Raw genomic sequence first — 22,419 nt, forward strand, 5'->3', positions numbered from 1 at the left:
GATTTTTATGCCCTTTTGGGTTTTTGAATGGAGGAAAATCACATGAAAATTATTAATATTGGAGTTTTAGCTCATGTTGATGCAGGAAAAACTACCTTAACAGAAAGCTTATTATATAACAGTGGAGCGATTACAGAATTAGGAAGCGTGGACAAAGGTACAACGAGGACGGATAATACGCTTTTAGAACGTCAGAGAGGAATTACAATTCAGACAGGAATAACCTCTTTTCAGTGGGAAAATACGAAGGTGAACATCATAGACACGCCAGGACATATGGATTTCTTAGCAGAAGTATATCGTTCATTATCAGTTTTAGATGGGGCAATTCTACTGATTTCTGCAAAAGATGGCGTACAAGCACAAACTCGTATATTATTTCATGCACTTAGGAAAATGGGGATTCCCACAATCTTTTTTATCAATAAGATTGACCAAAATGGAATTGATTTATCAACGGTTTATCAGGATATTAAAGAGAAACTTTCTGCCGAAATTGTAATCAAACAGAAGGTAGAACTGTATCCTAATATGTGTGTGACGAACTTTACCGAATCTGAACAATGGGATACGGTAATAGAGGGAAACGATGACCTTTTAGAGAAATATATGTCCGGTAAATCATTAGAAGCATTGGAACTCGAACAAGAGGAAAGCATAAGATTTCAGAATTGTTCTCTGTTCCCTGTTTATCACGGAAGTGCAAAAAACAATATAGGGATTGATAACCTTATAGAAGTGATTACGAATAAATTTTATTCATCAACACATCGAGGTCAGTCTGAACTTTGCGGAAAAGTTTTCAAAATTGAGTATTCGGAAAAAAGACAGCGTCTTGCATATATACGTCTTTATAGTGGCGTACTGCATTTGCGAGATTCGGTTAGAATATCGGAAAAGGAAAAAATAAAAATTACAGAAATGTATACTTCAATAAATGGTGAATTATGTAAAATCGATAAGGCTTATTCCGGGGAAATTGTTATTTTGCAGAATGAGTTTTTGAAGTTAAATAGTGTTCTTGGAGATACAAAGCTATTGCCACAGAGAGAGAGAATTGAAAATCCCCTCCCTCTGCTGCAAACGACTGTTGAACCGAGCAAACCTCAACAAAGGGAAATGTTACTTGATGCACTTTTAGAAATCTCCGACAGTGACCCGCTTCTGCGATATTATGTGGATTCTGCGACACATGAAATCATACTTTCTTTCTTAGGGAAAGTACAAATGGAAGTGACTTGTGCTCTGCTGCAAGAAAAGTATCATGTGGAGATAGAAATAAAAGAGCCTACAGTCATTTATATGGAAAGACCGTTAAAAAAAGCAGAGTATACCATTCACATCGAAGTGCCGCCAAATCCTTTCTGGGCTTCCATTGGTTTATCTGTATCACCGCTTCCGTTGGGAAGTGGAATGCAGTATGAGAGTTCGGTTTCTCTTGGATACTTAAATCAATCATTTCAAAATGCAGTTATGGAAGGGATACGCTATGGTTGCGAACAAGGATTATATGGTTGGAATGTGACGGACTGTAAAATCTGTTTTAAGTATGGCTTATACTATAGCCCTGTTAGTACCCCAGCAGATTTTCGGATGCTTGCTCCTATTGTATTGGAACAAGTCTTAAAAAAAGCTGGAACAGAATTGTTAGAGCCATATCTTAGTTTTAAAATTTATGCGCCACAGGAATATCTTTCACGAGCATACAACGATGCTCCTAAATATTGTGCGAACATCGTAGACACTCAATTGAAAAATAATGAGGTCATTCTTAGTGGAGAAATCCCTGCTCGGTGTATTCAAGAATATCGTAGTGATTTAACTTTCTTTACAAATGGACGTAGTGTTTGTTTAACAGAGTTAAAAGGGTACCATGTTACTACCGGTGAACCTGTTTGCCAGCCCCGTCGTCCAAATAGTCGGATAGATAAAGTACGATATATGTTCAATAAAATAACTTAGTGTATTTTATGTTGTTATATAAATATGGTTTCTTGTTAAATAAGATGAAATATTTTTTAATAAAGATTTGAATTAAAGTGTAAAGGAGGAGATAGTTATTATAAACTACAAGTGGATATTGTGTCCTGTATGTGGAAATAAAACACGATTAAAGATAAGGGAAGATACTGAATTAAAAAAATTCCCCCTCTATTGTCCGAAATGCAGACAAGAAAATTTAATTGAAATAAAGCAGTTCAAAGTAACTGTGATTACAGAGCCAGACGCAAAGACGCAGAGCCGATAAAATGAGATTAATACAATCTCATTTTATCGGCTCTTTCCGTTATGTATGGATTCTTTTAATTAGTCTTCGATGTTTCTTGCTTCGTTGATACCGCTGGCTAAAGATTCCATTAAGGATAGTTCTTTGTCTGTAAAGCTATCCATGTATTTCTCTATCTGTAATCGTCGGGTGCTTTTTACCAAGTTATTAGCAGGTAGGGGTCCCGAGCGCCTACGAGGAATTTGTATCGATAAGAAATAGATTTAAAAATTTCGCTGTTATTTTGTACATTTAACTTGACGGTGACATCTCTCTATTGTGAGTTATTAGTGGTACAGTTTTCAACCGTTTTAATTATAAAAAAGTGGTGCATTATCTTAAAATTTTGTATAATAGGAATTGAAGTTAAATTAGATGCTAAAAATTTGTAATTAAGAAGGAGGGATTCGTCATGTTGGTATTCCAAATGCGTAATGTAGATAAAACATCTACTGTTTTGAAACAGACTAAAAACAGTGATTACACAGATAAATAAATACGTTAGATTAATTCCTACCAGTGACTAATCTTATGACTTTTTAAACAGATAACTAAAATTACAAACAAATCGTTTAACTTCTGTATTTATTTATAGATGTAATCACTTCAGGAGTGATTACATGAACAAAAATATAAAATATTCTCAAAACTTTTTAACGAGTGAAAAAGTACTCAACCAAATAATAAAACAATTGAATTTAAAAGAAACCGATACCGTTTACGAAATTGGAACAGGTAAAGGGCATTTAACGACGAAACTGGCTAAAATAAGTAAACAGGTAACGTCTATTGAATTAGACAGTCATCTATTCAACTTATCGTCAGAAAAATTAAAACTGAACATTCGTGTCACTTTAATTCACCAAGATATTCTACAGTTTCAATTCCCTAACAAACAGAGGTATAAAATTGTTGGGAATATTCCTTACCATTTAAGCACACAAATTATTAAAAAAGTGGTTTTTGAAAGCCATGCGTCTGACATCTATCTGATTGTTGAAGAAGGATTCTACAAGCGTACCTTGGATATTCACCGAACACTAGGGTTGCTCTTGCACACTCAAGTCTCGATTCAGCAATTGCTTAAGCTGCCAGCGGAATGCTTTCATCCTAAACCAAAAGTAAACAGTGTCTTAATAAAACTTACCCGCCATACCACAGATGTTCCAGATAAATATTGGAAGCTATATACGTACTTTGTTTCAAAATGGGTCAATCGAGAATATCGTCAACTGTTTACTAAAAATCAGTTTCATCAAGCAATGAAACACGCCAAAGTAAACAATTTAAGTACCGTTACTTATGAGCAAGTATTGTCTATTTTTAATAGTTATCTATTATTTAACGGGAGGAAATAATTCTATGAGTCGCTTTTGTAAATTTGGAAAGTTACACGTTACTAAAGGGAATGTAGATAAATTATTAGGTATACTACTGACAGCTTCCAAGGAGCTAAAGAGGTCCCTAGCGCCTACGGGGAATTTGTATCGATAAGGAATAGATTTAAAAATTTCGCTGTTATTTTGTACAATAAGGATAAATTTGAATGGTACCATAAACGACCGTTTATGGTACCTTTTCATTTTCCTGCTTTTTCTAAATGTTTTTTAAGTAAATCAAGTACCAAAATCCGTTCCTTTTTCATAGTTCCTATATAGTTATACTTAATGAGTTATGGTACATTTAAATTATAAAATTAAGGAGGTTTTTTTATGATTTTTGGCTATGCTCGAGTGAGTACGGATGATCAAAATCTTAGTTTACAAATTGATGCACTTACTCATTATGGAATTGATAAATTATTTCAAGAAAAAGTAACTGGTGCGAAAAAAGACCGACCGCAATTAGAAGAAATGATCAACCTACTACGTGAAGGAGATTCTGTTGTCATTTACAAGTTAGATCGAATTTCACGATCAACTAAACATTTGATTGAACTTTCTGAATTATTTGAAGAACTTAGTGTCAATTTTATATCTATTCAAGATAACGTAGATACTTCAACGTCTATGGGAAGATTCTTTTTCCGAGTTATGGCTAGTTTAGCAGAACTGGAACGGGATATTATTATTGAACGAACTAACTCTGGTCTTAAGGCAGCCAGAGTCCGAGGAAAAAAAGGGGGCCGTCCAAGTAAAGGTAAGCTATCAATTGATTTAGCTTTAAAAATGTATGACAGCAAAGAGTATTCTATTCGTCAAATTCTTGATGCCTCTAAATTAAGCAAAACAACCTTTTACCGTTACCTCAATAAAAGGAATGCTTAAGATATGGCTATGAAAAGAATTTTAACTACTTCACAGCGTGAACAACTTCTTTCTGTAGACCACTTATCAGAAGAGGATTTTAAAGCGTATTTTAGTTTTTCTGATTATGATCTGGAGGTTATTAATCAACACCGTGGAAAGGTCAATAAACTAGGATTTGCGATACAACTTTGTTTGGCCCGGTATCCTGGGTGTTCTTTAAGTAATTGGCCGATTAAATCAACCAGACTAACTTCTTATGTGAGTCGACAGCTCCATCTTGATGCAATTGATTTAAATTCATATGATCATAGAAATACACGTGCAAATCACTTCAACGAGATCTTAGAAGTATTCAACTATCATCGATTCGGTAGTGCTAATACACAAAAACAGTTAATAGAATATTTAATTGAACTAGCTTTAGAAAATGATGACTCTATCTATCTAATGAAAAAAACAATTGATTTCTTAACTCGAAAAAGAATTATTTTTCCATCTATAGCTACACTTGAAGACATTATAAGCCGCTGTCGAGATAAAGCAGAAAACAACTTATTTTCAATATTACTCTGTTCATTAACAGATATACAAATTGAAAAACTAGAGAGTTTGTTTCAAATTTATGAAGAGACGAAAATAACTAAACTCGCTTGGCTAAAAGACATTCCAGGTAAGGCAAATCCAGAAAGCTTTATGAGTATTTGTAAAAAAGTGGAAGTGATTGCTTCCATGGGACTCGGGACAATTAATGTCTCCCATATTAATCGGAACAGGTTTCTTCAGCTAGCTAGACTAGGGGAAAATTATGATGCATATGACTTCTCCCGTTTTGAGCTTGAAAAAAGATACTCTTTACTTATTGCTTTTTTAGTCAATCATCATCAATATCTGATCGATCAACTGATTGAGATTAATGACCGCATTTTAGCAAGTATTAAACGCAAAGGGACACGTGATTCACAAGAACAGTTAAAAGAAAAAGGAAAATTGGCTACTAAAAAATTGGAACATTATGCTTCTTTAATTGATGCTCTTCACTTTGCAAAAGATAATGATAGTAATCCTTTTGACGAAATTGAACGAATCATGCCTTGGGAAGATTTAGTACAAGATGGAGAAGAAGCTAAAAAAATTACAGGTAATAAAAATCATGGCTATTTAGAAATGGTTCGAAATAAAGCTAATTACCTCCGAAGATACACGCCAATGTTATTGAGGACCCTTTCGTTCAAAGCAACTCCGGCAGCAAATCCAGTCCTCATGGCCCTAACTCAACTAACTGATTTACACAATAGTGGTAAAAGAAAAATACCGGCAGATACTTCTACTGATTTTGTGAGTAAAAAATGGAAAAGCCTTGTTCGGCCAGAAGAGGGGAAAATAGATCGGTCTTACTATGAGTTAGTAGCTTTCACCGAGCTAAAGAACAATATTCGATCAGGAGATATTTCAGTTGAAGGAAGTATGATCCATCGAAATATTGATGATTACTTAGTTGATTTATCTGCTTGTATTGATTCAGAAACTATTCCAGACACGTTTGAGGACTATTTAAAGGATCGGGAAATAATTTTAGATTTACAGCTTCAATTTTATTCGACAGTTGATAAGAGAATTTCAAGAGCAAACCTTAAAAAGTTGGAAAAAGTTACACCTAGCGAAGCAGAAATATATAGAAAAAAACTTTATTCAATAATTCCTAAGATAAGGCTTAGTGATCTTTTAATTGAGGTGGACAGTTGGACCAACTTTTCACAAGAATTTAGTCATGATTCTACAGGGAAACCGCCGAGTGAACAAGAAAGAAAAATTATTTTTGCTGCTTTGCTGGGTTTAGGGATGAATATTGGTCTTGAAAAAATGGCCCAATCAACTCCTGGAATTTCTTATTCTCAGTTAGCCAATGCCAAACAATGGCGCTTTTATAAAGAAGCTCTGACTCGTGCTCAATCTGTTTTGGTTAATTATCAGTTAAAGCTTCCTGTTGCAGACTTTTGGGGTGAAGGAAAAACCACTGCTTCAGACGGAATGCGCGTCCCAGTGGGCGTCTCAGCTCTAAAATCCGATGTTAATCCACATTACAAAAGTATGGAAAAAGGAGCTACAATGATTCGATCAATAAATGATAGGCATACGACTCATCATATCGAGGTTGCTTCAACTAATACAAGGGAAGCTACTCATACCCTTGATGGCCTACTTTATCATGAAACAGATCTAGATATTGAGGAACATTTTACTGATACAAATGGGTATTCTGATCAGGTGTTTGGAATGACCGCATTACTAGGCTTTGATTTTGAACCTCGCATCAGAAATATAAAAAAATCACAATTATTTTCTATCAAATCACCTTCCTACTACCCTAACTTATCAGAAGATATAAGCGGAAAAATCAATGTAAAAATTATTGAAGAAAACTATGATGAAATTAAACGAATCGCCTATTCGATTCAAACAGGAAAAGTATCTAGTTCTTTACTATTAGGAAAGCTAGGCTCATACGCACGTAAGAATAGAGTAGCTCTTGCACTGAGAGAACTAGGTCGCATTGAAAAGAGCATTTTTATGATAGATTATATTACAGATAGTGAGCTACGGCGAAGGATCACTCATGGACTAAATAAGACAGAAGCGATTAATGCTTTAGCTAGAGAACTATTTTTTGGGCGACGCGGAAAATTTATGGAGCGCGATATTCGCCGACAACTTCAAAGTGCTAGTGCGCTTAATGTGTTAATAAATGCAATAAGTATATGGAACGCCGTCTACTTACAAGCAGCTTATAATTATCTCGTCAAAATAGATCCCGAAGTAACTAAGTATATGAAGCATGTATCTCCTATTAATTGGGAGCATATCACTTTTCTTGGAGAGTATAAATTTGACTTGTTATCTATTCCTAAACACTTAAGAGAATTGAATATAAAAAATAAATAGGCCTTGAAACATTGGTTTAGTGGGAATTTGTACCCCTTATCGATACAAATTCCCACTAAGCGCTCGGGACCCCAGGTAAGAAAAATTCATCAACGGAAACATGAAGTAACGATACAAGGTCATAAAGAACTTGTATGCTGGGGTGTTGCCCTTTATTTTCAATATTAGTTAAGTACCGTGGGTCAATTTCAATCAATGCTCCCACTTGTTCACGAGTTAAACCTCGTTTCAATCGAGCTTCTTTAATGGCTAAACCAAAGGCTCTAAAATCATATTTATCTTCTTTTTTACGCATAGTAGACCACCTCTATACATTTTATTGTTCCTACTGAATTAAAAACAGGTATAGAAAAACGTGTTATATGGTTTATAGGTTTATATTTAATAAAAAGCACTACTAAACGCCAATAAAAAAACCGTTATATGGTAGTGCTATTTACGCTGTTAAAATATTGTATATTACTTCCAAATGGCGGTTTGTTGGAGGTCAACGTCGCCATGAAGTACATCATATACAATAAATTTCCTTACATTGGGTTCTTGTCAAAAAAAGTCGTCTATCTGCAATAGATAAGTACGTCCACCAATGTGGTTTTATAAATCATATAGATAGAATAACAGAAGCATGTAAACAGAGAAATAAATCTGTTTATATGCTTTTTTGGCTATTCAGAACTTTTTTACAAAGTTTATTTATCAGTAATGCAACAAATCCCCCTTTCACATTGGGACTAAGAGTGAAAGGAGATAAACGAGCAAGGCTCACTTCCTTTCCTAGACAGAAAGGGGGTGAGAAACATGAAACCATCTTCTTTTCAGACCACAATAGAAAATCAGTTTGACTATATCTGTAAACGTGCTATGGAAGACGAGCGAAAGAATTATATGCTTTATCTTTCAAGGATTGCAAAGCGTGAGGTGTCCTTTTCGGATGTTGGCGATTATCTTGTTAGCCAGTTTGCGACAACAGATAACTATTCAACTGACTTTCAGATTTTTACACTCAATGGGTTATCAGTAGGCGTTGAAAATGATTTGTTGAGTGAAGCATTACGTGAGTTGCCAGACAAGAAACGTGAAATTCTACTGCTGTTTTACTTTATGGACATGAGCGATTCAGAAATTGCAGACCTGTTGAAATTGAACCGTTCTACTGTCTATCGGCATAGAACCAGTGGACTAGCCTTAATTAAAAAGTTTATGGAGGAATTTGAAGAATGAAAACACAATATCCTATGATTCCCTTTCCTCTCATTGTAAAGGCAACAGATGGCGATACCGAAGCGATTAACCAGATTCTACATCATTACAGAGGGTACATAACGAAGCGTTCCCTACGACTTATGAAAGATGAATATGGCAATCAAAGTATGGTCGTTGATGAAGTCTTACGTGGAAGAATGGAAACCAGACTGATTACAAAGATTTTGTCATTTGAAATTAAGTAATATCCTCTCTCCTTTCGTGGAAGCGTGCTAAACCATTCCACGCTTCCCGAACAGGGAGGTTTGTTATTCCACCAAAGCATATTGAGCTTTCAATGTGTTTTGATAGGCTAACGAGCCATTGTTCTTTGAAAACTGAATAAAAGTAATCGAATACGTTTCGATAAGAAAAGAGCCAACGGAACTAACCGCCATGACCTATCTTATAAAGATAGCGAGCGATTCATGTTAGTGATCCGAGAAGCAATCTTTAGCAGGATTGCCTGCAACGACATTCTTATCGTGATAATGATACTCCCATACAGTCAATAGTCCGAGCGTGATAAAACCGTCGCAGGCAATGAGTATGGCTACATGAGAACCATGCAGGGGTGGAACTCCCGTGAGCTTTGCTAAAGCTGTTCGATTGCTGGTAAAACAACTTTTATGAAATCCAAATAAGTGATTTGGAAAGGAGGATTTTATGAAGCAGACTGACATTCCTATTTGGGAACGTTATACCCTAACCATTGAAGAAGCGTCAAAATATTTTCGTATTGGCGAAAACAAGCTACGACGCTTGGCAGAGGAAAATAAAAATGCAAATTGGCTGATTATGAATGGCAATCGTATTCAGATTAAACGAAAACAATTTGAAAAAATTATAGATACATTGGACGCAATCTAGCGTCGCCAAAGGGTCTTGTATATGATAAAATAGTATTAAGTCGTATCAAGGCTCTTTCCATAAAGGAAAGGAGCAAATGCCATGTCAGAAAAAAGACGTGACAATAAAGGTCGAATCTTAAAGACTGGAGAGAGCCAACGAAAAGACGGAAGATACTTATACAAATATATAGATTCATTTGGAGAACCGCAATTTGTTTACTCGTGGAAACTTGTGGCTACAGACCGAGTACCAGCAGGAAAGCGTGATTGTATCTCACTTAGAGAGAAAATCGCAGAGTTACAGAAAGACATTCATGATGGTATTGATGTTGTAGGAAAGAAAATGACACTCTGCCAGCTTTACGCAAAACAGAACGCTCAAAGACCAAAGGTTAGAAAAAACACTGAAACTGGACGCAAATATCTTATGGATATTTTGAAGAAAGACAAGTTAGGTGTAAGAAGTATTGACAGTATTAAGCCATCAGACGCTAAAGAATGGGCTATTAGAATGAGTGAAAATGGTTATGCTTATCAAACCATCAATAACTACAAACGTTCTTTAAAGGCTTCATTCTATATTGCTATACAAGATGATTGTGTTCGGAAGAATCCATTTGACTTTCAACTGAAAGCAGTTCTTGATGATGATACTGTCCCTAAGACCGTACTAACAGAAGAACAGGAAGAAAAACTGTTAGCCTTTGCAAAAGCTGATAAAACCTACAGCAAAAATTATGATGAAATTCTGATACTCTTAAAAACAGGTCTTCGTATTTCAGAGTTTGGTGGTTTGACACTTCCAGATTTAGATTTTGAGAATCGTCTTGTCAATATAGACCATCAGCTATTGAGAGATACTGAAATTGGGTACTACATTGAAACACCAAAGACCAAAAGTGGCGAACGTCAAGTTCCTATGGTTGAAGAAGCCTATCAAGCATTTAAGCGAGTGTTAGCGAATCGAAAGAATGATAAGCGTGTTGAGATTGATGGATATAGTGATTTCCTCTTTCTTAATAGAAAGAACTATCCAAAAGTGGCAAGTGATTACAACGGCATGATGAAAGGTCTTGTTAAGAAATACAATAAGTATAACGAGGATAAATTGCCACACATCACTCCACATAGTTTGCGACATACATTCTGTACCAACTATGCAAATGCAGGAATGAATCCAAAGGCATTACAGTACATTATGGGACATGCTAATATAGCCATGACGCTGAACTATTACGCACATGCAACATTCGATTCTGCAATGGCAGAAATGAAACGCTTGAATAAAGAGAAGCAACAGGAGCGTCTTGTTGCTTAGTAGTACAAATGAATTTACTACTTATTTACCACTTCTGACAGCTAAGACATGAGGAAATATGCAAAGAAACGTGAAGTATCTTCCTACAGTAAAAATACTCGAAAGCACATAGAATAAGGCTTTACGAGCATTTAAGAAAATATAAAAAGATAATTAGAAATTTATACTTTGTTTATTTTAAAAATAGTGAAACCAGCACTCGAAATGGAATGATAAAATAAATTTTATGAAAAACCTTCGATAAAATCATAAAAAATTAGGCACGAATTGGAATTTTGTGATATAATATTCTGTGAATAGCTATGCCTTCTTGTAGCTGTTAAAAATCAAAGTGTGAAACTTGGAAGACAGAGAGGACGCGATGTAATGACTAGAAATGGTTTCTTTACAGGCTTAGATATCGGGACAAGCTCTATTAAAGTGTTAGTTGCTGAGCTTGTAGATGGTGAAGTAAATGTAATCGGCGTTAGCAACGCCAAAAGTAAAGGTGTCAAGGATGGAATTATCGTTGACATCGAAGCCGCAGCGACGGCTATCAAATCTGCTATTTCTCAAGCGGAAGAAAAAGCAGGAATTTCAATCAAGTCTGTAAACGTTGGGCTTCCAGCGAACTTGTTGCAGGTTGAGCCAACTCAAGGAATGATTCCTGTAACATCAGACACAAAAGAAATTACAGATCAAGACGTTGAAAATGTTGTTAAATCTGCTTTGACAAAGAGCATGACGCCAGATCGCGAAGTAATCACTTTTGTGCCAGAAGAGTTTGTGGTTGACGGTTTCCAAGGTATTCGTGATCCTCGTGGTATGATGGGTGTTCGTTTGGAAATGCGTGGGTTGCTCTACACAGGTCCAAGAACTATTTTACACAATCTTCGTAAGACTGTTGAACGTGTTGGAATTCAAGTTGAAAATGTGATTATTTCACCGCTTGCTATCGTTCAATCTGTTTTGAATGAAGGTGAACGTGAATTCGGAGCGACTGTTATCGATATGGGTGGTGGTCAAACAAGTGTTGCAACAATCCGTAACCAAGAGCTTCAATACACAAATGTATACCAAGAAGGTGGCGATTACGTCACAAAAGACATTTCAAAAGTTCTTAAAACTTCTAAGAAGATTGCAGAAGGCTTGAAACTCAATTATGGTGAAGCTTATCCACAACTTGCAAGCAAAGAAACTTTCCAAGTTGAAGTTATTGGGGAAGTAGAACCTGTTGAAGTTACAGAAGAGTACTTGGCTCAAATTATCTCAGCTAGATTAAAACATATTTTTGAACAAATTAAACAAGATTTGGAAAGAAGACATTTGCTAGACTTGCCAGGGGGTATCGCTCTGATTGGTGGGAATGCCATTCTTCCAGGCGTTGTTGAACTTGCCCAAGAAGTGCTCGGAGTACGTGTGAAACTTTACGTGCCAAACCAAGTAGGTATCCGCAATCCTGCATTTGCGCATGTGATTAGTTTGTCTGAATATGCTGGAAGCCTTACAGAAGTTAATATTTTGGCTCAACAAGCAATCAGTGGAGATCAAATTTTACGTCAACAACCAATTGACTTTAGGACTCCAAGTCAGGAGAAACCTGCAGCTTCTCAACGTTCAGTATTTGGAACAACATCAACTGAATCAGTTGAACCAACTTATTCGGTAGACTCAACACTTCCAAATCAATCAGAAGAAAAACCAAAATTGACTGAACGATTCCGTAGCTTAATCGGAAGCATGTTTGATGAATAGGATAGAGGAATAAAATATGACATTTTCATTTGATACAGCAGCAGCACAAGGTGCAGTAATTAAAGTAATTGGTGTCGGTGGTGGTGGAGGAAACGCCATCAACCGCATGGTTGACGAAGGTGTTTCAGGTGTTGAATTCATCGCGGCTAACACAGATGTACAAGCTTTGAGCAGTACAAAAGCTGAAACAGTTATCCAACTTGGCCCTAAATTAACTCGTGGGCTTGGTGCTGGAGGACAGCCTGAAGTTGGTCGTAAGGCTGCTGAAGAAAGCGAAGAAGTAATTACTGAAGCTATCAGTGGTGCAGATATGGTCTTCATTACTGCTGGTATGGGTGGTGGTTCTGGTACGGGTGCCGCACCAGTTATCGCTCGTATTGCAAAAGGTCTAGGTGCCTTAACAGTCGGTGTAGTGACACGCCCGTTCGGTTTTGAAGGAAGCAAACGTGGCCAATTCGCTGTTGAAGGGATTAACGAACTTCGCGAACACGTTGATACTCTCTTGATTATTTCAAACAACAACTTGTTAGAAATCGTTGATAAGAAGACTCCACTTCTTGAAGCTTTGTCTGAAGCAGATAATGTTCTTCGCCAAGGTGTTCAAGGAATTACAGATTTGATTACAAATCCTGGTTTGATCAACTTGGACTTCGCAGACGTGAAGACAGTAATGGCAAACAAAGGGAATGCCCTCATGGGTATCGGTATCGGTAGTGGAGAAGAGCGCGTTATTGAAGCAGCTCGTAAAGCTATCTACTCACCACTTCTTGAAACAACAATCGATGGAGCAGAAGATGTCATTGTTAACGTAACTGGTGGTTTGGATATGACTTTGATTGAAGCGGAAGAAGCTTCAGAAATCGTAAACCAAGCTGCTGGTCATGGTGTAAACATCTGGCTCGGTACTTCAATCGACGAATCAATGAAAGATGAGATTCGTGTGACTGTTGTTGCAACTGGAGTTCGTCAAGATGCAGTTGAAAAAGTGGTAGCACCACAACCAAGACAAGCATCATTCCGTGAACCAGTAAGAACTGGTCACACTCATGCTTATGACCGCAATTTTGATTTAGCAGAGACAGCTGAGCTTCCAACTCCTTCACAACGTCAAACTGAAGCACCAAAAGCATCTGCTTTTGGTGATTGGGACTTAAGACGTGACTCAATTGTTCGTCAAGGGGAATCAGTCGTATCTCCAGTTGAACGTTTTGAAACACCAAGTTCTGACGATGATGAGTTGGAAACACCACCATTTTTTAAAAACCGTTAATTAATTGAGATGGATTTAAAAGAAAATACGAATCAAGTGTTTCAACAGGTTACCAAAGCAATTCAAGAAACCGGCCGTAAAGATGGTTCGGTTTCTGTAATTGCTGTAACAAAATATGTTGATATTGCAACTGCAGCTAATTTGATTGACCAAGGAGTCAAGCACATCGGTGAAAATCGCGTAGATAAATTTCTTGAAAAGTATCATGCTTTAAGTGATAGAGATGTCACTTGGCATTTGATTGGTAGTTTACAAAGAAGAAAAGTGAAGGATATTATTCCGTATGTTGATTATTTTCACGCTTTAGATTCTTTGAAATTAGCTCAAGAAATTCAAAAACGCGCGAATCGTAAGGTTAAATGTTTTTTGCAGGTCAATATTTCTGGAGAGGAAAGCAAGCACGGTTTTTCAAAAGAAGAACTATTGACGGTCTTACAAGATTTGTCTAGCTTAGATCAAATAGAGTATGTTGGTCTCATGACCATGGCTCCGTTTGACGCTCAAACAGAAGAGTTGCAAAAAATCTTTAAAGAAACGCAAGAGTTGCAACAATATATTCGTGAACAAGAACTCCCCAATATGCCAATGACAGAATTAAGTATGGGAATGAGTCGTGATTTTAAAGAAGCGATTCAGTGTGGCTCAACTTTTGTTCGAATTGGTACAGCATTTTTTAAATAGGAAATAGTCATGTCATTAAAAGATAAATTTGATAAATTTATAGATTACTTTATAGAAGATGGAGATGAAACTACTTCAGCTGTTGTAGCTGCACAACCTGAACGTTCCCTAGCTTCTGTTCCTTCTAGAAGAGATTTGCCACAAAAAGAAACTCAAGAATCTTCTTCAGTTGATGCAAAAGAGAAAAACATTACAAAACTTCATGCTCGTCAGCAACAATTAGCTATTGAGAGTCATCGTAGTACCGAAAAAGTAACAATTGATGTTCGTTACCCACGCCGTTACGAAGATGCAACAGATATTGTTGATATGTTAGCTGGCAATGAAAGTATCTTGATTGACTTCCAATATATGACTGAAGTTCAAGCGCGCCGTTGCTTAGATTACTTGGATGGAGCTCGTCATGTTCTTGCTGGTGAGTTGCGAAAAGTTGCAAATACAATGTATCTTTTGACACCGGTTGGTGTAGTGGTTAACATTGAAGACATTCGCTTGCCAGAAGAAAGTTCAAGCGAAGAGTTCGATTTTGACATGAAGAGAAATAGAGTACGTTAATGTTTCTAATAATTCGTTTTATCCAAAATGCTACAGATATCTATTCGATGATACTTGTAGCTTTTGCTCTATTATCATGGTTTCCAAATGCTTATAACACCCAGTTAGGTAAGTTTTTAGAGACTTTGTGTAAACCTATTCTTGAACCTCTGAAACGCCTGCCTCTTCAAATTGCAGGTTTGGATTTCTCGGTTTGGATAGCTCTAATTCTCTTGCGCATGATAAGTCGCTATCTCATCAATTTGTTGGTTGTCTTATGAGTAAAGATCTTTACCAACATTTTGCAACTGAGGATATTCCTTTTATTGACAAGAGCCTAGAATGGATGAGGCAAGTAGAAGAACATTACGCACCAATCCTAACTCCTTTTATAAACCCTCATCAAGTTTATATCTTGGAAACACTGGGGAATAATAGAGAAATAAAGACTTTCTCTAGTACCAGTTATGTTCCTTCGGAATACGCAAGGGTTCTTCTAGCGCCAGATTATTTCGCACCGAGTTTAGAAGATTTTGAAATGGCCTTGCTTGAAATTGAGTATTCCAGCAAGTTTCAACAACTAACCCATTCAAAAATTCTGGGTACGGTTCTCAATCGACTGGGTATTGATCGTAAATTATTCGGTGATATACTTGTTACAGAACAAAAAGCTCAGATTATAGTGGATCAAAGGTTTACTACCTTGTTCCAGGATGGTATTCAAAAAATTTCCAAGTTGCCTGTAAGTTTAGTAGAACGTTCTTTTTCAGATATTATAAAATCGAAAGATGGCTATCAAGAAAGAGAGGTCTTGGTTTCAAGCCTTCGCTTGGATAGTTTTTTATCAAGCATCTTGAAGTTATCTCGTTCGCAAACTTCAAATCTAGTTGAAAAGAAGTTGGTTCAAGTCAATTATCATATAGTTGAAAAATTAGACTATCAAGTAAAAGTTGGTGATTTGATAAGTGTCAGACGCTTTGGCCGCATTATCTTGCTCAAAGAAAATGGTCAAACAAAGAAAGATAAGAAAAAAGTAACAATCCAGCAACTATTAAGTAAGTGAGGAAAAATATGCCAATTACATCGTTAGAAATTAAGGATAAAACCTTTGGTGTTCAGTTTAGAGGTTTTAATCGTGAAGAAGTTGATGAATTTTTAGATATTGTTGTCCGTGATTATGAAGATTTGGTTCGTAGTAATCATGAAAAAGATCAACATATTAAAAATTTAGAAGAACGACTAAATTATTTTGATGAGATCAAAGATTCATTAAGCCAGTCTGTTTTGATTGCTCAAGACACAGCTGAGCGTGTAAAACAAGCAGCGAATGATAGTTCTCACAACATTATTCAACAAGCTGAACAAGATGCACAACGTTTGCTTGATGAAGCCAAGTACAAAGCAAATGAAATTTTGCGACAAGCAACAGATAATGCTAAGAAAGTCGCTGTTGAAACTGAAGAGTTGAAGAATAAGAGTCGTGTCTTCCACCAACGTTTAAAATCAACTATTGAAAGCCAATTGGCTATTGTTGATTCATCTGAGTGGGAAGAGATTTTACGTCCAACTGCAACTTATCTTCAAACAAGTGATGAAGCATTCAAGGAAGTTGTAGAAGAAGTTTTGGGTGAAGCAGCATCTTCATATCATGACGAAGAACCAATTGACATGACTCGTCAATTTTCACCAGAAGAAGTTGCAGAACTTCAAGCACGTATTGAAGCGGCTAACAAGGAATTGTCAGAAGCTGTTGCTGAAAAACCAACTGAAGTTGAAGTACAGCCAGCTACTGAGGCTCCTGTTGAGACAAAGCATGACGAAGAATCTCAAGATGATGCTAACACTCAACAAGAGTCAGTTCAAATTTTATAAGATTTTAGTTAGAGAACAGGAATTTATCAAATATATTTCTAGCGAGTAGGAGACGGTGAAAGCCCTACAATCCCTATTGGTAAATTTATCCTCTCATAGTATCAAGCCTGAAATGAGTAAGACTTGACGTTCCCCACGTTACGGGAAAAGAGGGAAAAAGACTGGGTCTTTTTCCGAACAAAGGTGGTACCACGATTTTCGTCCTTTTAGGGAGTCGTGGTTTTTATTTGTCAATTTACATTAAAGGAGTACTAATGAAACTTAAAGAAACCCTCAATCTTGGGAAAACAGACTTTCCAATGCGTGCTGGTCTTCCAACTAAAGAGCCCGTTTGGCAAAAAGAGTGGGAAGAAGCTAAACTTTACCAACGTCGTCAAGAATTAAATGAAGGAAAACCGCATTTTACACTTCATGATGGCCCTCCATACGCAAACGGAAATATCCACGTAGGACATGCTATGAACAAGATTTCAAAAGATATCATTGTTCGTTCTAAGTCTATGTCAGGCTTTTACGCCCCTTATATTCCAGGTTGGGATACCCATGGTTTACCAATCGAGCAAGTGTTGGCGAAACAAGGTGTTAAACGGAAAGAAATTGAACGCTCTGAATACCTTAAAATGTGTCGTGAGTACGCTCTTTCTCAAGTCGATAAACAAAGGGAAGACTTTAAACGCTTGGGTGTTTCAGGGGATTGGGACCATCCATATGTAACTTTAACCCCTGATTATGAAGCAGCCCAAATTCGTGTCTTTGGACAAATGGCCAACAAAGGCTATATCTATCGTGGTGCGAAACCTGTATACTGGTCTTGGTCTTCTGAATCCGCTCTTGCTGAAGCGGAAATTGAATACCACGATTTGGTTTCTACCTCTCTTTACTATGGGAATAGAGTCAAGGACGGGAAAGGTGTTCTAGATACAGATACTTACATCGTTGTCTGGACAACCACTCCATTTACCATCACAGCTTCTCGTGGTTTGACAGTAGGCGCTGATTTTGACTATGTTGTCGTGAAACCTGCTGGTTCTGATCGTAAATATGTAGTGGCTTCTGAGTTATTACCAAGCTTGTCTGAAAAATTTGGTTGGGACCATCCAGAAGTTCTTGCGACTTACCAAGGGAAAGAATTGAACCATATCGTGACAGAACACCCATGGGATGCAGCAGTTGAAGAATTGGTGATTCTTGGAGACCACGTCACACTTGATTCCGGTACTGGTATCGTCCATACAGCTCCTGGTTTTGGTGAGGATGACTACAATGTCGGTATTGCAAATGGTCTTGAAGTTGCTGTTACGGTCAATGAACGTGGGATCATGATGGAGAATGCTGGCCCTGACTTTGCAGGTCAGTTCTATGATAAGGTTGTTCCAACAGTTATTGAAAAACTAGGTAGCCTCCTTCTTGCCAAAGAAGAAATATCTCACTCTTACCCATTTGACTGGCGTACTAAAAAACCAATTATCTGGCGTGCGGTTCCACAGTGGTTTGCCTCTGTATCGAAATTCCGTCAAGAAATTTTGGATGAAATTGAAAAAGTGAAATTCCATTCAGAATGGGGGAAAGTCCGTCTTTACAATATGATTCGTGACCGTGGTGACTGGGTCATCTCTCGTCAACGCGCTTGGGGGGTTCCGCTCCCAATATTCTATGCTGAAGACGGGACACCGATCATGACAGCTGAAACCATCGAACATGTAGCTCAGCTCTTTGAAGAGTATGGATCGGTCATCTGGTGGGAACGGGATGCCAAAGATCTCTTGCCAGAAGGATTTACCCATCCAGGCTCACCAAATGGTGAGTTCACAAAAGAAACAGACATCATGGACGTCTGGTTTGACTCAGGTTCATCATGGAATGGTGTCATCGTGAATCGCCCTGAATTGACTTATCCAGCGGATCTCTATCTTGAAGGTTCAGACCAATACCGTGGTTGGTTCAACTCATCACTCATCACATCTGTTGCCAACCATGGTGTAGCACCATACAAACAAATCTTGTCTCAAGGTTTTGCCTTGGATGGCAAAGGTGAGAAAATGTCTAAATCTCTTGGAAATACCATTGCTCCAAGTGATGTTGAAAAGCAATTTGGTGCGGAAATTTTGCGCCTTTGGGTTACTAGTGTTGATTCAACAAACGATGTCCGTATTTCCATGGATATCTTGAGCCAAGTGTCTGAAACTTACCGGAAGATTCGAAATACCCTTCGTTTCTTGATTGCCAATACTTCTGACTTTAATCCAACTGAGGATACAGTCGCTTATGATGAACTTCGTTCAGTGGATAAATACATGACGATTCGCTTCAATCAACTTGTGAAAACGATTCGTGATGCCTATAAAAACTTTGAGTTCTTGACCATCTACAAGGCCCTTGTGAACTTTATCAATGTAGACTTGTCAGCCTTCTACCTTGATTTTGCCAAAGATGTGGTCTATATCGAGAGTGCGAAATCTCTAGAACGCCGTCAAATGCAAACAGTCTTCTATGATATTTTGGTGAAAATCACCAAACTCTTGACGCCAATCCTTCCTCACACTGCAGAAGAAATCTGGTCTTACCTTGAGTTTGAAACAGAAGAATTTGTTCAATTGTCAGAATTACCAGAAGCTCAAACATTTGCGAATCAAGAGGAAATCTTGGACACATGGTCAGCCTTCATGGGCTTCCGCGGTCAAGCTCAAAAAGCCTTGGAAGAAGCACGTAATGAAAAAGTGATTGGAAAATCTCTTGAAGCTCACTTGACAGTTTATCCAAATGAAGTGGTGAAAACCCTTCTTGGAGCTGTTGATAGCAATGTTGCTCAACTCTTGATTGTTTCTGAGTTGACCATCGCAGAAGGACCAGCTCCAGAAGGTGCAGTGACCTTTGAAGATGTTTCCTTCACAGTCGAACGTGCAGCTGGTGAAGTTTGTGACCGTTGCCGTCGCATCGATCCAACTACAACAGAACGTAGCTATCACGCAACCATCTGTGATCACTGTGCAAGTATCGTAGAAGAAAACTTTGCCCAAGCTGTTGCAGAAGGATTTGAAGCAAAATAATTTAACAAAAATACAGGAGAATTTCCTGTATTTTTTTAAAAAATAAGAACTTTATTAAAAATATGGTATAATATACCTTATTAACAAAAAGGAGACGTTTATGAAGACAAAAACACTTGCACAAGTCGATGGAATTATCGGTATTGTTGTAGGGGCTATTCTAGCTTTCTTCCCAATTTTATTAGTTTTTCTTGCAGCTATTGCTGAGGATGAAGATTTTGCAGGAATTGTAGTGGGAATTATTTTACTTGTTTTCACATTAGTAAAAATTGCAACTCTCATTCTTGGAATCCTCTCTCTTGTTTATTATAAAGATGACAAACGTATTTCATTAGCCCCATCGATTTTGTTTATTGTTGGTTCTGGAGTTGCTTTGATTCCATTTTTGGGATGGATTGGTGGAATTGTCCTTATCATTGGTGGGGCTTTGTACCTAGCAAGCTTGAAACAATTCAAAATTGAAGGATAAATTATTTTTAAGGGAAGAGTCGAAGAGCTCTTCTCTTTTTCGTTGATTTTAACTAGCTTTTTTGTGAAAAATTGTGTAAAATAGAATAGAAAAACGGGGGAAACCTCGAAGAATTAAAGGAGATCCATCAAATGGTAAAATTGGTTTTTGCTCGCCACGGTGAGTCTGAATGGAACAAAGCTAACCTTTTCACTGGTTGGGCTGATGTTGATTTGTCTGAAAAAGGTACACAACAAGCTATTGATGCTGGTAAATTGATCAAAGAAGCTGGTATCGAATTTGACCAAGCATATACTTCAGTATTAAAACGTGCAATCAAAACAACGAACTTGGCTCTTGAAGCATCTGATCAACTCTGGGTTCCAGTTGAAAAATCATGGCGCTTGAACGAACGTCACTATGGTGGTTTGACTGGTAAAAACAAAGCAGAAGCTGCTCAACAATTTGGTGATGAACAAGTTCACATCTGGCGTCGTTCATACGATGTATTGCCTCCTGCAATGGCACATGATGACGAACATTCAGCACATACAGACCGTCGTTATGCTTCACTTGACGACTCAGTCATTCCAGATGCTGAAAACTTGAAAGTTACCTTGGAACGCGCTCTTCCATTCTGGGAAGATAAAATCGCTCCAGCTCTTAAAGATGGTAAAAACGTATTCGTAGGAGCACACGGTAACTCAATCCGTGCCCTTGTAAAACATATCAAACATTTGTCAGACGACGAAATCATGGATGTGGAAATTCCTAACTTCCCACCATTGGTATTCGAATTTGACGAAAAGTTGAATGTTGTAAAAGAATACTACCTCGGAAAATAATGTAAAATAGAGTCTAGAATTATTCCTAGACTTTTTTATTTTCAAAATAGGATAAGTGCGTAGTGTAATTTAACTTGTCAAAGGCAAGGATAATTGGTATAATAGATAAGATGGAGGAGCTATGGCACTTAAAAAAGCAAGCTTGGCCTGTGAGATTTGTGGTTTAAGAAACTACTCGATTAAAATTAGTAGTAATCCAAAACTGACTCGCTTAGAAGTAAATAAATTTTGTAAACATTGTGGTAAATACACAACACACCGAGAAACGAGATAGGAGAAAATAATGAGTTTTATAAAGGATATCTTTACACTTTTAAAAGATACAACTTGGCCAACTCGGAAAGAAAGTTGGGTAGATTTTAAATCTATCATGGAATATACGGCTTTCTTTGTTGTCATCATTTATATATTTGACCAATTAATTGTTAGTGGATTGATTCGATTCATCAATATTTTTTAAGATAGAATAAATACGCTGAAAGAAGTTTACCATTAAGGAAGGAAAAAAAGATGGATAGTTTTGATAAGGGATGGTTTGTTCTCCAAACATATTCAGGTTATGAAAATAAAGTAAAAGAAAATCTTTTGCAACGAGCACAAACATACAATATGTTAGATAATATCTTACGTGTGGAAATCCCAACCCAAACTGTACAAGTTGAAAAAAACGGGAAGAGAAAAGAAGTTGAAGAAAATCGTTTTCCTGGTTATGTTCTTGTAGAAATGGTTATGACTGATGAAGCTTGGTTTGTAGTACGTAACACACCAAACGTTACAGGATTTGTTGGGTCACACGGCAATAGATCGAAACCAACTCCGCTCTTAGAACAAGAAATTAGAGATATCTTGGTGTCAATGGGACAAACTGTTCAAGAGTTTGACATCAATGTTGAAGTTGGTCAAACAGTCCGCATTATCGATGGCGCTTTTACCGATTACACAGGGAAAATCACTGAAATCGATAATAACAAAGTAAAAATGACTATTTCTATGTTTGGTAATGATACAGTAGCGGAAGTAAACCTAAATCAAATCGCTGAATTATAATTGCACAAACATCTTTAAGCTACTAAATATTAATCAATGGTTGTAAACTGATAAATTTATCAGTTTACATTTTTT

At 37.1% G+C, this 22,419-nt stretch carries 22 protein-coding genes and 3 pseudogenes; 23 read left to right on the forward strand and 2 right to left on the reverse strand.

All coding sequences use genetic code 11. From position 1 onward, the window contains the following. Positions 1–42 precede the first annotated feature (42 nt). A complete protein-coding gene (gene tet(M) / locus HMPREF9180_RS09780; RefSeq protein ID WP_000691744.1) occupies positions 43–1,962 on the forward strand; it encodes a tetracycline resistance ribosomal protection protein Tet(M) in 1,920 nt (639 codons plus the stop codon). Between the two features lie 118 nt (positions 1,963–2,080). After that, positions 2,081–2,248, forward strand: a complete 168-nt coding sequence (locus HMPREF9180_RS10230) for a cysteine-rich KTR domain-containing protein (protein WP_000336323.1) — start codon at positions 2,081–2,083, stop codon at positions 2,246–2,248. A gap of 59 nt (positions 2,249–2,307) precedes the next feature. Here the strand turns inward: HMPREF9180_RS10230 and HMPREF9180_RS09790 are convergent. After that, positions 2,308–2,445 (reverse strand): annotated as a pseudogene (locus tag HMPREF9180_RS09790) (XRE family transcriptional regulator); the annotation flags it as partial. A gap of 233 nt (positions 2,446–2,678) precedes the next feature. Between HMPREF9180_RS09790 and HMPREF9180_RS09795 the strand changes: the two are divergent. The 4 genes from HMPREF9180_RS09795 (at position 2,679) to HMPREF9180_RS09810 (ending at position 7,455) form a co-directional block, all read left to right on the forward strand. Beyond that, positions 2,679–2,762, forward strand: coding sequence for a 23S rRNA methyltransferase attenuation leader peptide (locus tag HMPREF9180_RS09795; protein WP_001865637.1), 84 nt, complete (start codon positions 2,679–2,681; stop codon positions 2,760–2,762). Positions 2,763–2,886: 124 nt separating this feature from the next. Next, on the forward strand, positions 2,887–3,624 hold the full coding sequence (gene erm(B) / locus HMPREF9180_RS09800; RefSeq protein WP_001038790.1) for a 23S rRNA (adenine(2058)-N(6))-methyltransferase Erm(B): 738 nt from the start codon (positions 2,887–2,889) through the stop codon (positions 3,622–3,624). Positions 3,625–3,978: 354 nt separating this feature from the next. Further along, positions 3,979–4,533: a recombinase family protein gene (locus tag HMPREF9180_RS09805; protein ID WP_000576156.1), complete on the forward strand. Its 555-nt coding sequence runs from the start codon at positions 3,979–3,981 to the stop codon at positions 4,531–4,533. A 3-nt stretch (positions 4,534–4,536) separates the two neighbouring features. Continuing rightward, positions 4,537–7,455, forward strand: a complete 2,919-nt coding sequence (locus HMPREF9180_RS09810; RefSeq protein ID WP_001240982.1) for a Tn3 family transposase — start codon at positions 4,537–4,539, stop codon at positions 7,453–7,455. Between the two features lie 73 nt (positions 7,456–7,528). Here the strand turns inward: HMPREF9180_RS09810 and HMPREF9180_RS09815 are convergent. Further along, positions 7,529–7,750: pseudogene (locus HMPREF9180_RS09815) on the reverse strand (helix-turn-helix domain-containing protein); the annotation flags it as partial. Between the two features lie 503 nt (positions 7,751–8,253). Here HMPREF9180_RS09815 and HMPREF9180_RS09820 point away from each other — a divergent pair. The 17 genes and pseudogenes from HMPREF9180_RS09820 to nusG all read left to right on the forward strand — a co-directional run bounded on the left by HMPREF9180_RS09820 (position 8,254) and on the right by nusG (position 22,344). Beyond that, a complete protein-coding gene (locus tag HMPREF9180_RS09820) occupies positions 8,254–8,676 on the forward strand; it encodes a sigma-70 family RNA polymerase sigma factor (protein WP_000804885.1) in 423 nt (140 codons plus the stop codon). Further along, complete coding sequence (locus tag HMPREF9180_RS09825) at positions 8,673–8,903, forward strand: helix-turn-helix domain-containing protein (protein WP_000857133.1); 231 nt, start codon at positions 8,673–8,675, stop codon at positions 8,901–8,903. The genes HMPREF9180_RS09820 and HMPREF9180_RS09825 overlap by 4 nt, the downstream gene beginning before the upstream one ends. 460 nt (positions 8,904–9,363) lie before the next feature. Beyond that, positions 9,364–9,567 carry an excisionase gene (locus HMPREF9180_RS09830; protein WP_000814511.1) on the forward strand — a complete coding sequence of 68 codons (204 nt, stop codon included), beginning with the start codon at positions 9,364–9,366 and terminating at the stop codon, positions 9,565–9,567. An 81-nt stretch (positions 9,568–9,648) separates the two neighbouring features. Next, a complete protein-coding gene (locus HMPREF9180_RS09835) occupies positions 9,649–10,866 on the forward strand; it encodes a tyrosine-type recombinase/integrase (protein ID WP_001291561.1) in 1,218 nt (405 codons plus the stop codon). Positions 10,867–11,232: 366 nt separating this feature from the next. Beyond that, on the forward strand, positions 11,233–12,600 hold the full coding sequence (gene ftsA / locus HMPREF9180_RS09840) for a cell division protein FtsA (protein WP_025168791.1): 1,368 nt from the start codon (positions 11,233–11,235) through the stop codon (positions 12,598–12,600). 16 nt (positions 12,601–12,616) lie between these two features. Then, entirely contained in the window at positions 12,617–13,870 is a 1,254-nt protein-coding gene (ftsZ, locus tag HMPREF9180_RS09845) for a cell division protein FtsZ (RefSeq protein ID WP_006146382.1), read from the forward strand. A gap of 9 nt (positions 13,871–13,879) precedes the next feature. Then, complete coding sequence (locus HMPREF9180_RS09850) at positions 13,880–14,551, forward strand: YggS family pyridoxal phosphate-dependent enzyme (RefSeq protein WP_006146383.1); 672 nt, start codon at positions 13,880–13,882, stop codon at positions 14,549–14,551. 9 nt (positions 14,552–14,560) lie between these two features. Then, positions 14,561–15,106: a cell division protein SepF gene (locus tag HMPREF9180_RS09855; protein ID WP_006146384.1), complete on the forward strand. Its 546-nt coding sequence runs from the start codon at positions 14,561–14,563 to the stop codon at positions 15,104–15,106. Continuing rightward, positions 15,106–15,366: a YggT family protein gene (locus tag HMPREF9180_RS09860; protein WP_006146385.1), complete on the forward strand. Its 261-nt coding sequence runs from the start codon at positions 15,106–15,108 to the stop codon at positions 15,364–15,366. The genes HMPREF9180_RS09855 and HMPREF9180_RS09860 overlap by 1 nt, the downstream gene beginning before the upstream one ends. Then, a complete protein-coding gene (locus tag HMPREF9180_RS09865) occupies positions 15,363–16,148 on the forward strand; it encodes a YlmH family RNA-binding protein (protein WP_006146386.1) in 786 nt (261 codons plus the stop codon). Before HMPREF9180_RS09860 ends, HMPREF9180_RS09865 begins: the two co-directional genes overlap by 4 nt. 8 nt (positions 16,149–16,156) lie before the next feature. Then, positions 16,157–16,831, forward strand: a pseudogene (locus tag HMPREF9180_RS09870) (DivIVA domain-containing protein); the annotation flags it as partial. Between the two features lie 380 nt (positions 16,832–17,211). Further along, complete coding sequence (ileS, locus tag HMPREF9180_RS09875; protein WP_006146388.1) at positions 17,212–20,004, forward strand: isoleucine--tRNA ligase; 2,793 nt, start codon at positions 17,212–17,214, stop codon at positions 20,002–20,004. Positions 20,005–20,104: 100 nt separating this feature from the next. Continuing rightward, positions 20,105–20,473, forward strand: a complete 369-nt coding sequence (locus tag HMPREF9180_RS09880) for a hypothetical protein (RefSeq protein ID WP_006146389.1) — start codon at positions 20,105–20,107, stop codon at positions 20,471–20,473. 131 nt (positions 20,474–20,604) lie between these two features. Beyond that, positions 20,605–21,297, forward strand: coding sequence for a phosphoglycerate mutase (locus HMPREF9180_RS09885; protein ID WP_006146390.1), 693 nt, complete (start codon positions 20,605–20,607; stop codon positions 21,295–21,297). Positions 21,298–21,418: 121 nt separating this feature from the next. Continuing rightward, positions 21,419–21,571, forward strand: a complete 153-nt coding sequence (gene rpmG / locus HMPREF9180_RS10240; RefSeq protein WP_006146391.1) for a 50S ribosomal protein L33 — start codon at positions 21,419–21,421, stop codon at positions 21,569–21,571. Positions 21,572–21,580: 9 nt separating this feature from the next. Then, positions 21,581–21,757, forward strand: a complete 177-nt coding sequence (secE, locus tag HMPREF9180_RS09890) for a preprotein translocase subunit SecE (RefSeq protein WP_006146392.1) — start codon at positions 21,581–21,583, stop codon at positions 21,755–21,757. A 50-nt stretch (positions 21,758–21,807) separates the two neighbouring features. Further along, positions 21,808–22,344 (forward strand): transcription termination/antitermination protein NusG, encoded by a 537-nt coding sequence (gene nusG / locus HMPREF9180_RS09895; protein WP_006146393.1) that lies wholly within the window; start codon positions 21,808–21,810, stop codon positions 22,342–22,344. Positions 22,345–22,419: the final 75 nt, after the last annotated feature.

This window comes from Streptococcus peroris ATCC 700780, assembly GCF_000187585.1.
Taxonomy (GTDB): domain Bacteria; phylum Bacillota; class Bacilli; order Lactobacillales; family Streptococcaceae; genus Streptococcus; species Streptococcus peroris.

Excerpts from the sequence above, each read along its gene's own strand:
- ftsA (WP_025168791.1), top strand. The coding sequence starts at position 11,233 with ATGACTAGAAATGGTTTCTTTACAGGCTTAGATATCGGGACAAGCTCT.
- ileS (WP_006146388.1), top strand. The coding sequence starts at position 17,212 with ATGAAACTTAAAGAAACCCTCAATCTTGGGAAAACAGACTTTCCAATG.
- HMPREF9180_RS09855 (WP_006146384.1), top strand. The coding sequence starts at position 14,561 with ATGTCATTAAAAGATAAATTTGATAAATTTATAGATTACTTTATAGAA.
- HMPREF9180_RS09795 (WP_001865637.1), top strand. The coding sequence starts at position 2,679 with ATGTTGGTATTCCAAATGCGTAATGTAGATAAAACATCTACTGTTTTG.
- HMPREF9180_RS09865 (WP_006146386.1), top strand. The coding sequence starts at position 15,363 with ATGAGTAAAGATCTTTACCAACATTTTGCAACTGAGGATATTCCTTTT.
- HMPREF9180_RS09885 (WP_006146390.1), top strand. The coding sequence starts at position 20,605 with ATGGTAAAATTGGTTTTTGCTCGCCACGGTGAGTCTGAATGGAACAAA.
- nusG (WP_006146393.1), top strand. The coding sequence starts at position 21,808 with ATGGATAGTTTTGATAAGGGATGGTTTGTTCTCCAAACATATTCAGGT.
- HMPREF9180_RS09820 (WP_000804885.1), top strand. The coding sequence starts at position 8,254 with ATGAAACCATCTTCTTTTCAGACCACAATAGAAAATCAGTTTGACTAT.
- HMPREF9180_RS09850 (WP_006146383.1), top strand. The coding sequence starts at position 13,880 with ATGGATTTAAAAGAAAATACGAATCAAGTGTTTCAACAGGTTACCAAA.
- HMPREF9180_RS09825 (WP_000857133.1), top strand. The coding sequence starts at position 8,673 with ATGAAAACACAATATCCTATGATTCCCTTTCCTCTCATTGTAAAGGCA.
- HMPREF9180_RS09830 (WP_000814511.1), top strand. The coding sequence starts at position 9,364 with ATGAAGCAGACTGACATTCCTATTTGGGAACGTTATACCCTAACCATT.
- HMPREF9180_RS09880 (WP_006146389.1), top strand. The coding sequence starts at position 20,105 with ATGAAGACAAAAACACTTGCACAAGTCGATGGAATTATCGGTATTGTT.
- ftsZ (WP_006146382.1), top strand. The coding sequence starts at position 12,617 with ATGACATTTTCATTTGATACAGCAGCAGCACAAGGTGCAGTAATTAAA.
- secE (WP_006146392.1), top strand. The coding sequence starts at position 21,581 with ATGAGTTTTATAAAGGATATCTTTACACTTTTAAAAGATACAACTTGG.
- rpmG (WP_006146391.1), top strand. The coding sequence starts at position 21,419 with ATGGCACTTAAAAAAGCAAGCTTGGCCTGTGAGATTTGTGGTTTAAGA.
- HMPREF9180_RS09810 (WP_001240982.1), top strand. The coding sequence starts at position 4,537 with ATGGCTATGAAAAGAATTTTAACTACTTCACAGCGTGAACAACTTCTT.
- HMPREF9180_RS09860 (WP_006146385.1), top strand. The coding sequence starts at position 15,106 with ATGTTTCTAATAATTCGTTTTATCCAAAATGCTACAGATATCTATTCG.
- HMPREF9180_RS09835 (WP_001291561.1), top strand. The coding sequence starts at position 9,649 with ATGTCAGAAAAAAGACGTGACAATAAAGGTCGAATCTTAAAGACTGGA.
- HMPREF9180_RS09805 (WP_000576156.1), top strand. The coding sequence starts at position 3,979 with ATGATTTTTGGCTATGCTCGAGTGAGTACGGATGATCAAAATCTTAGT.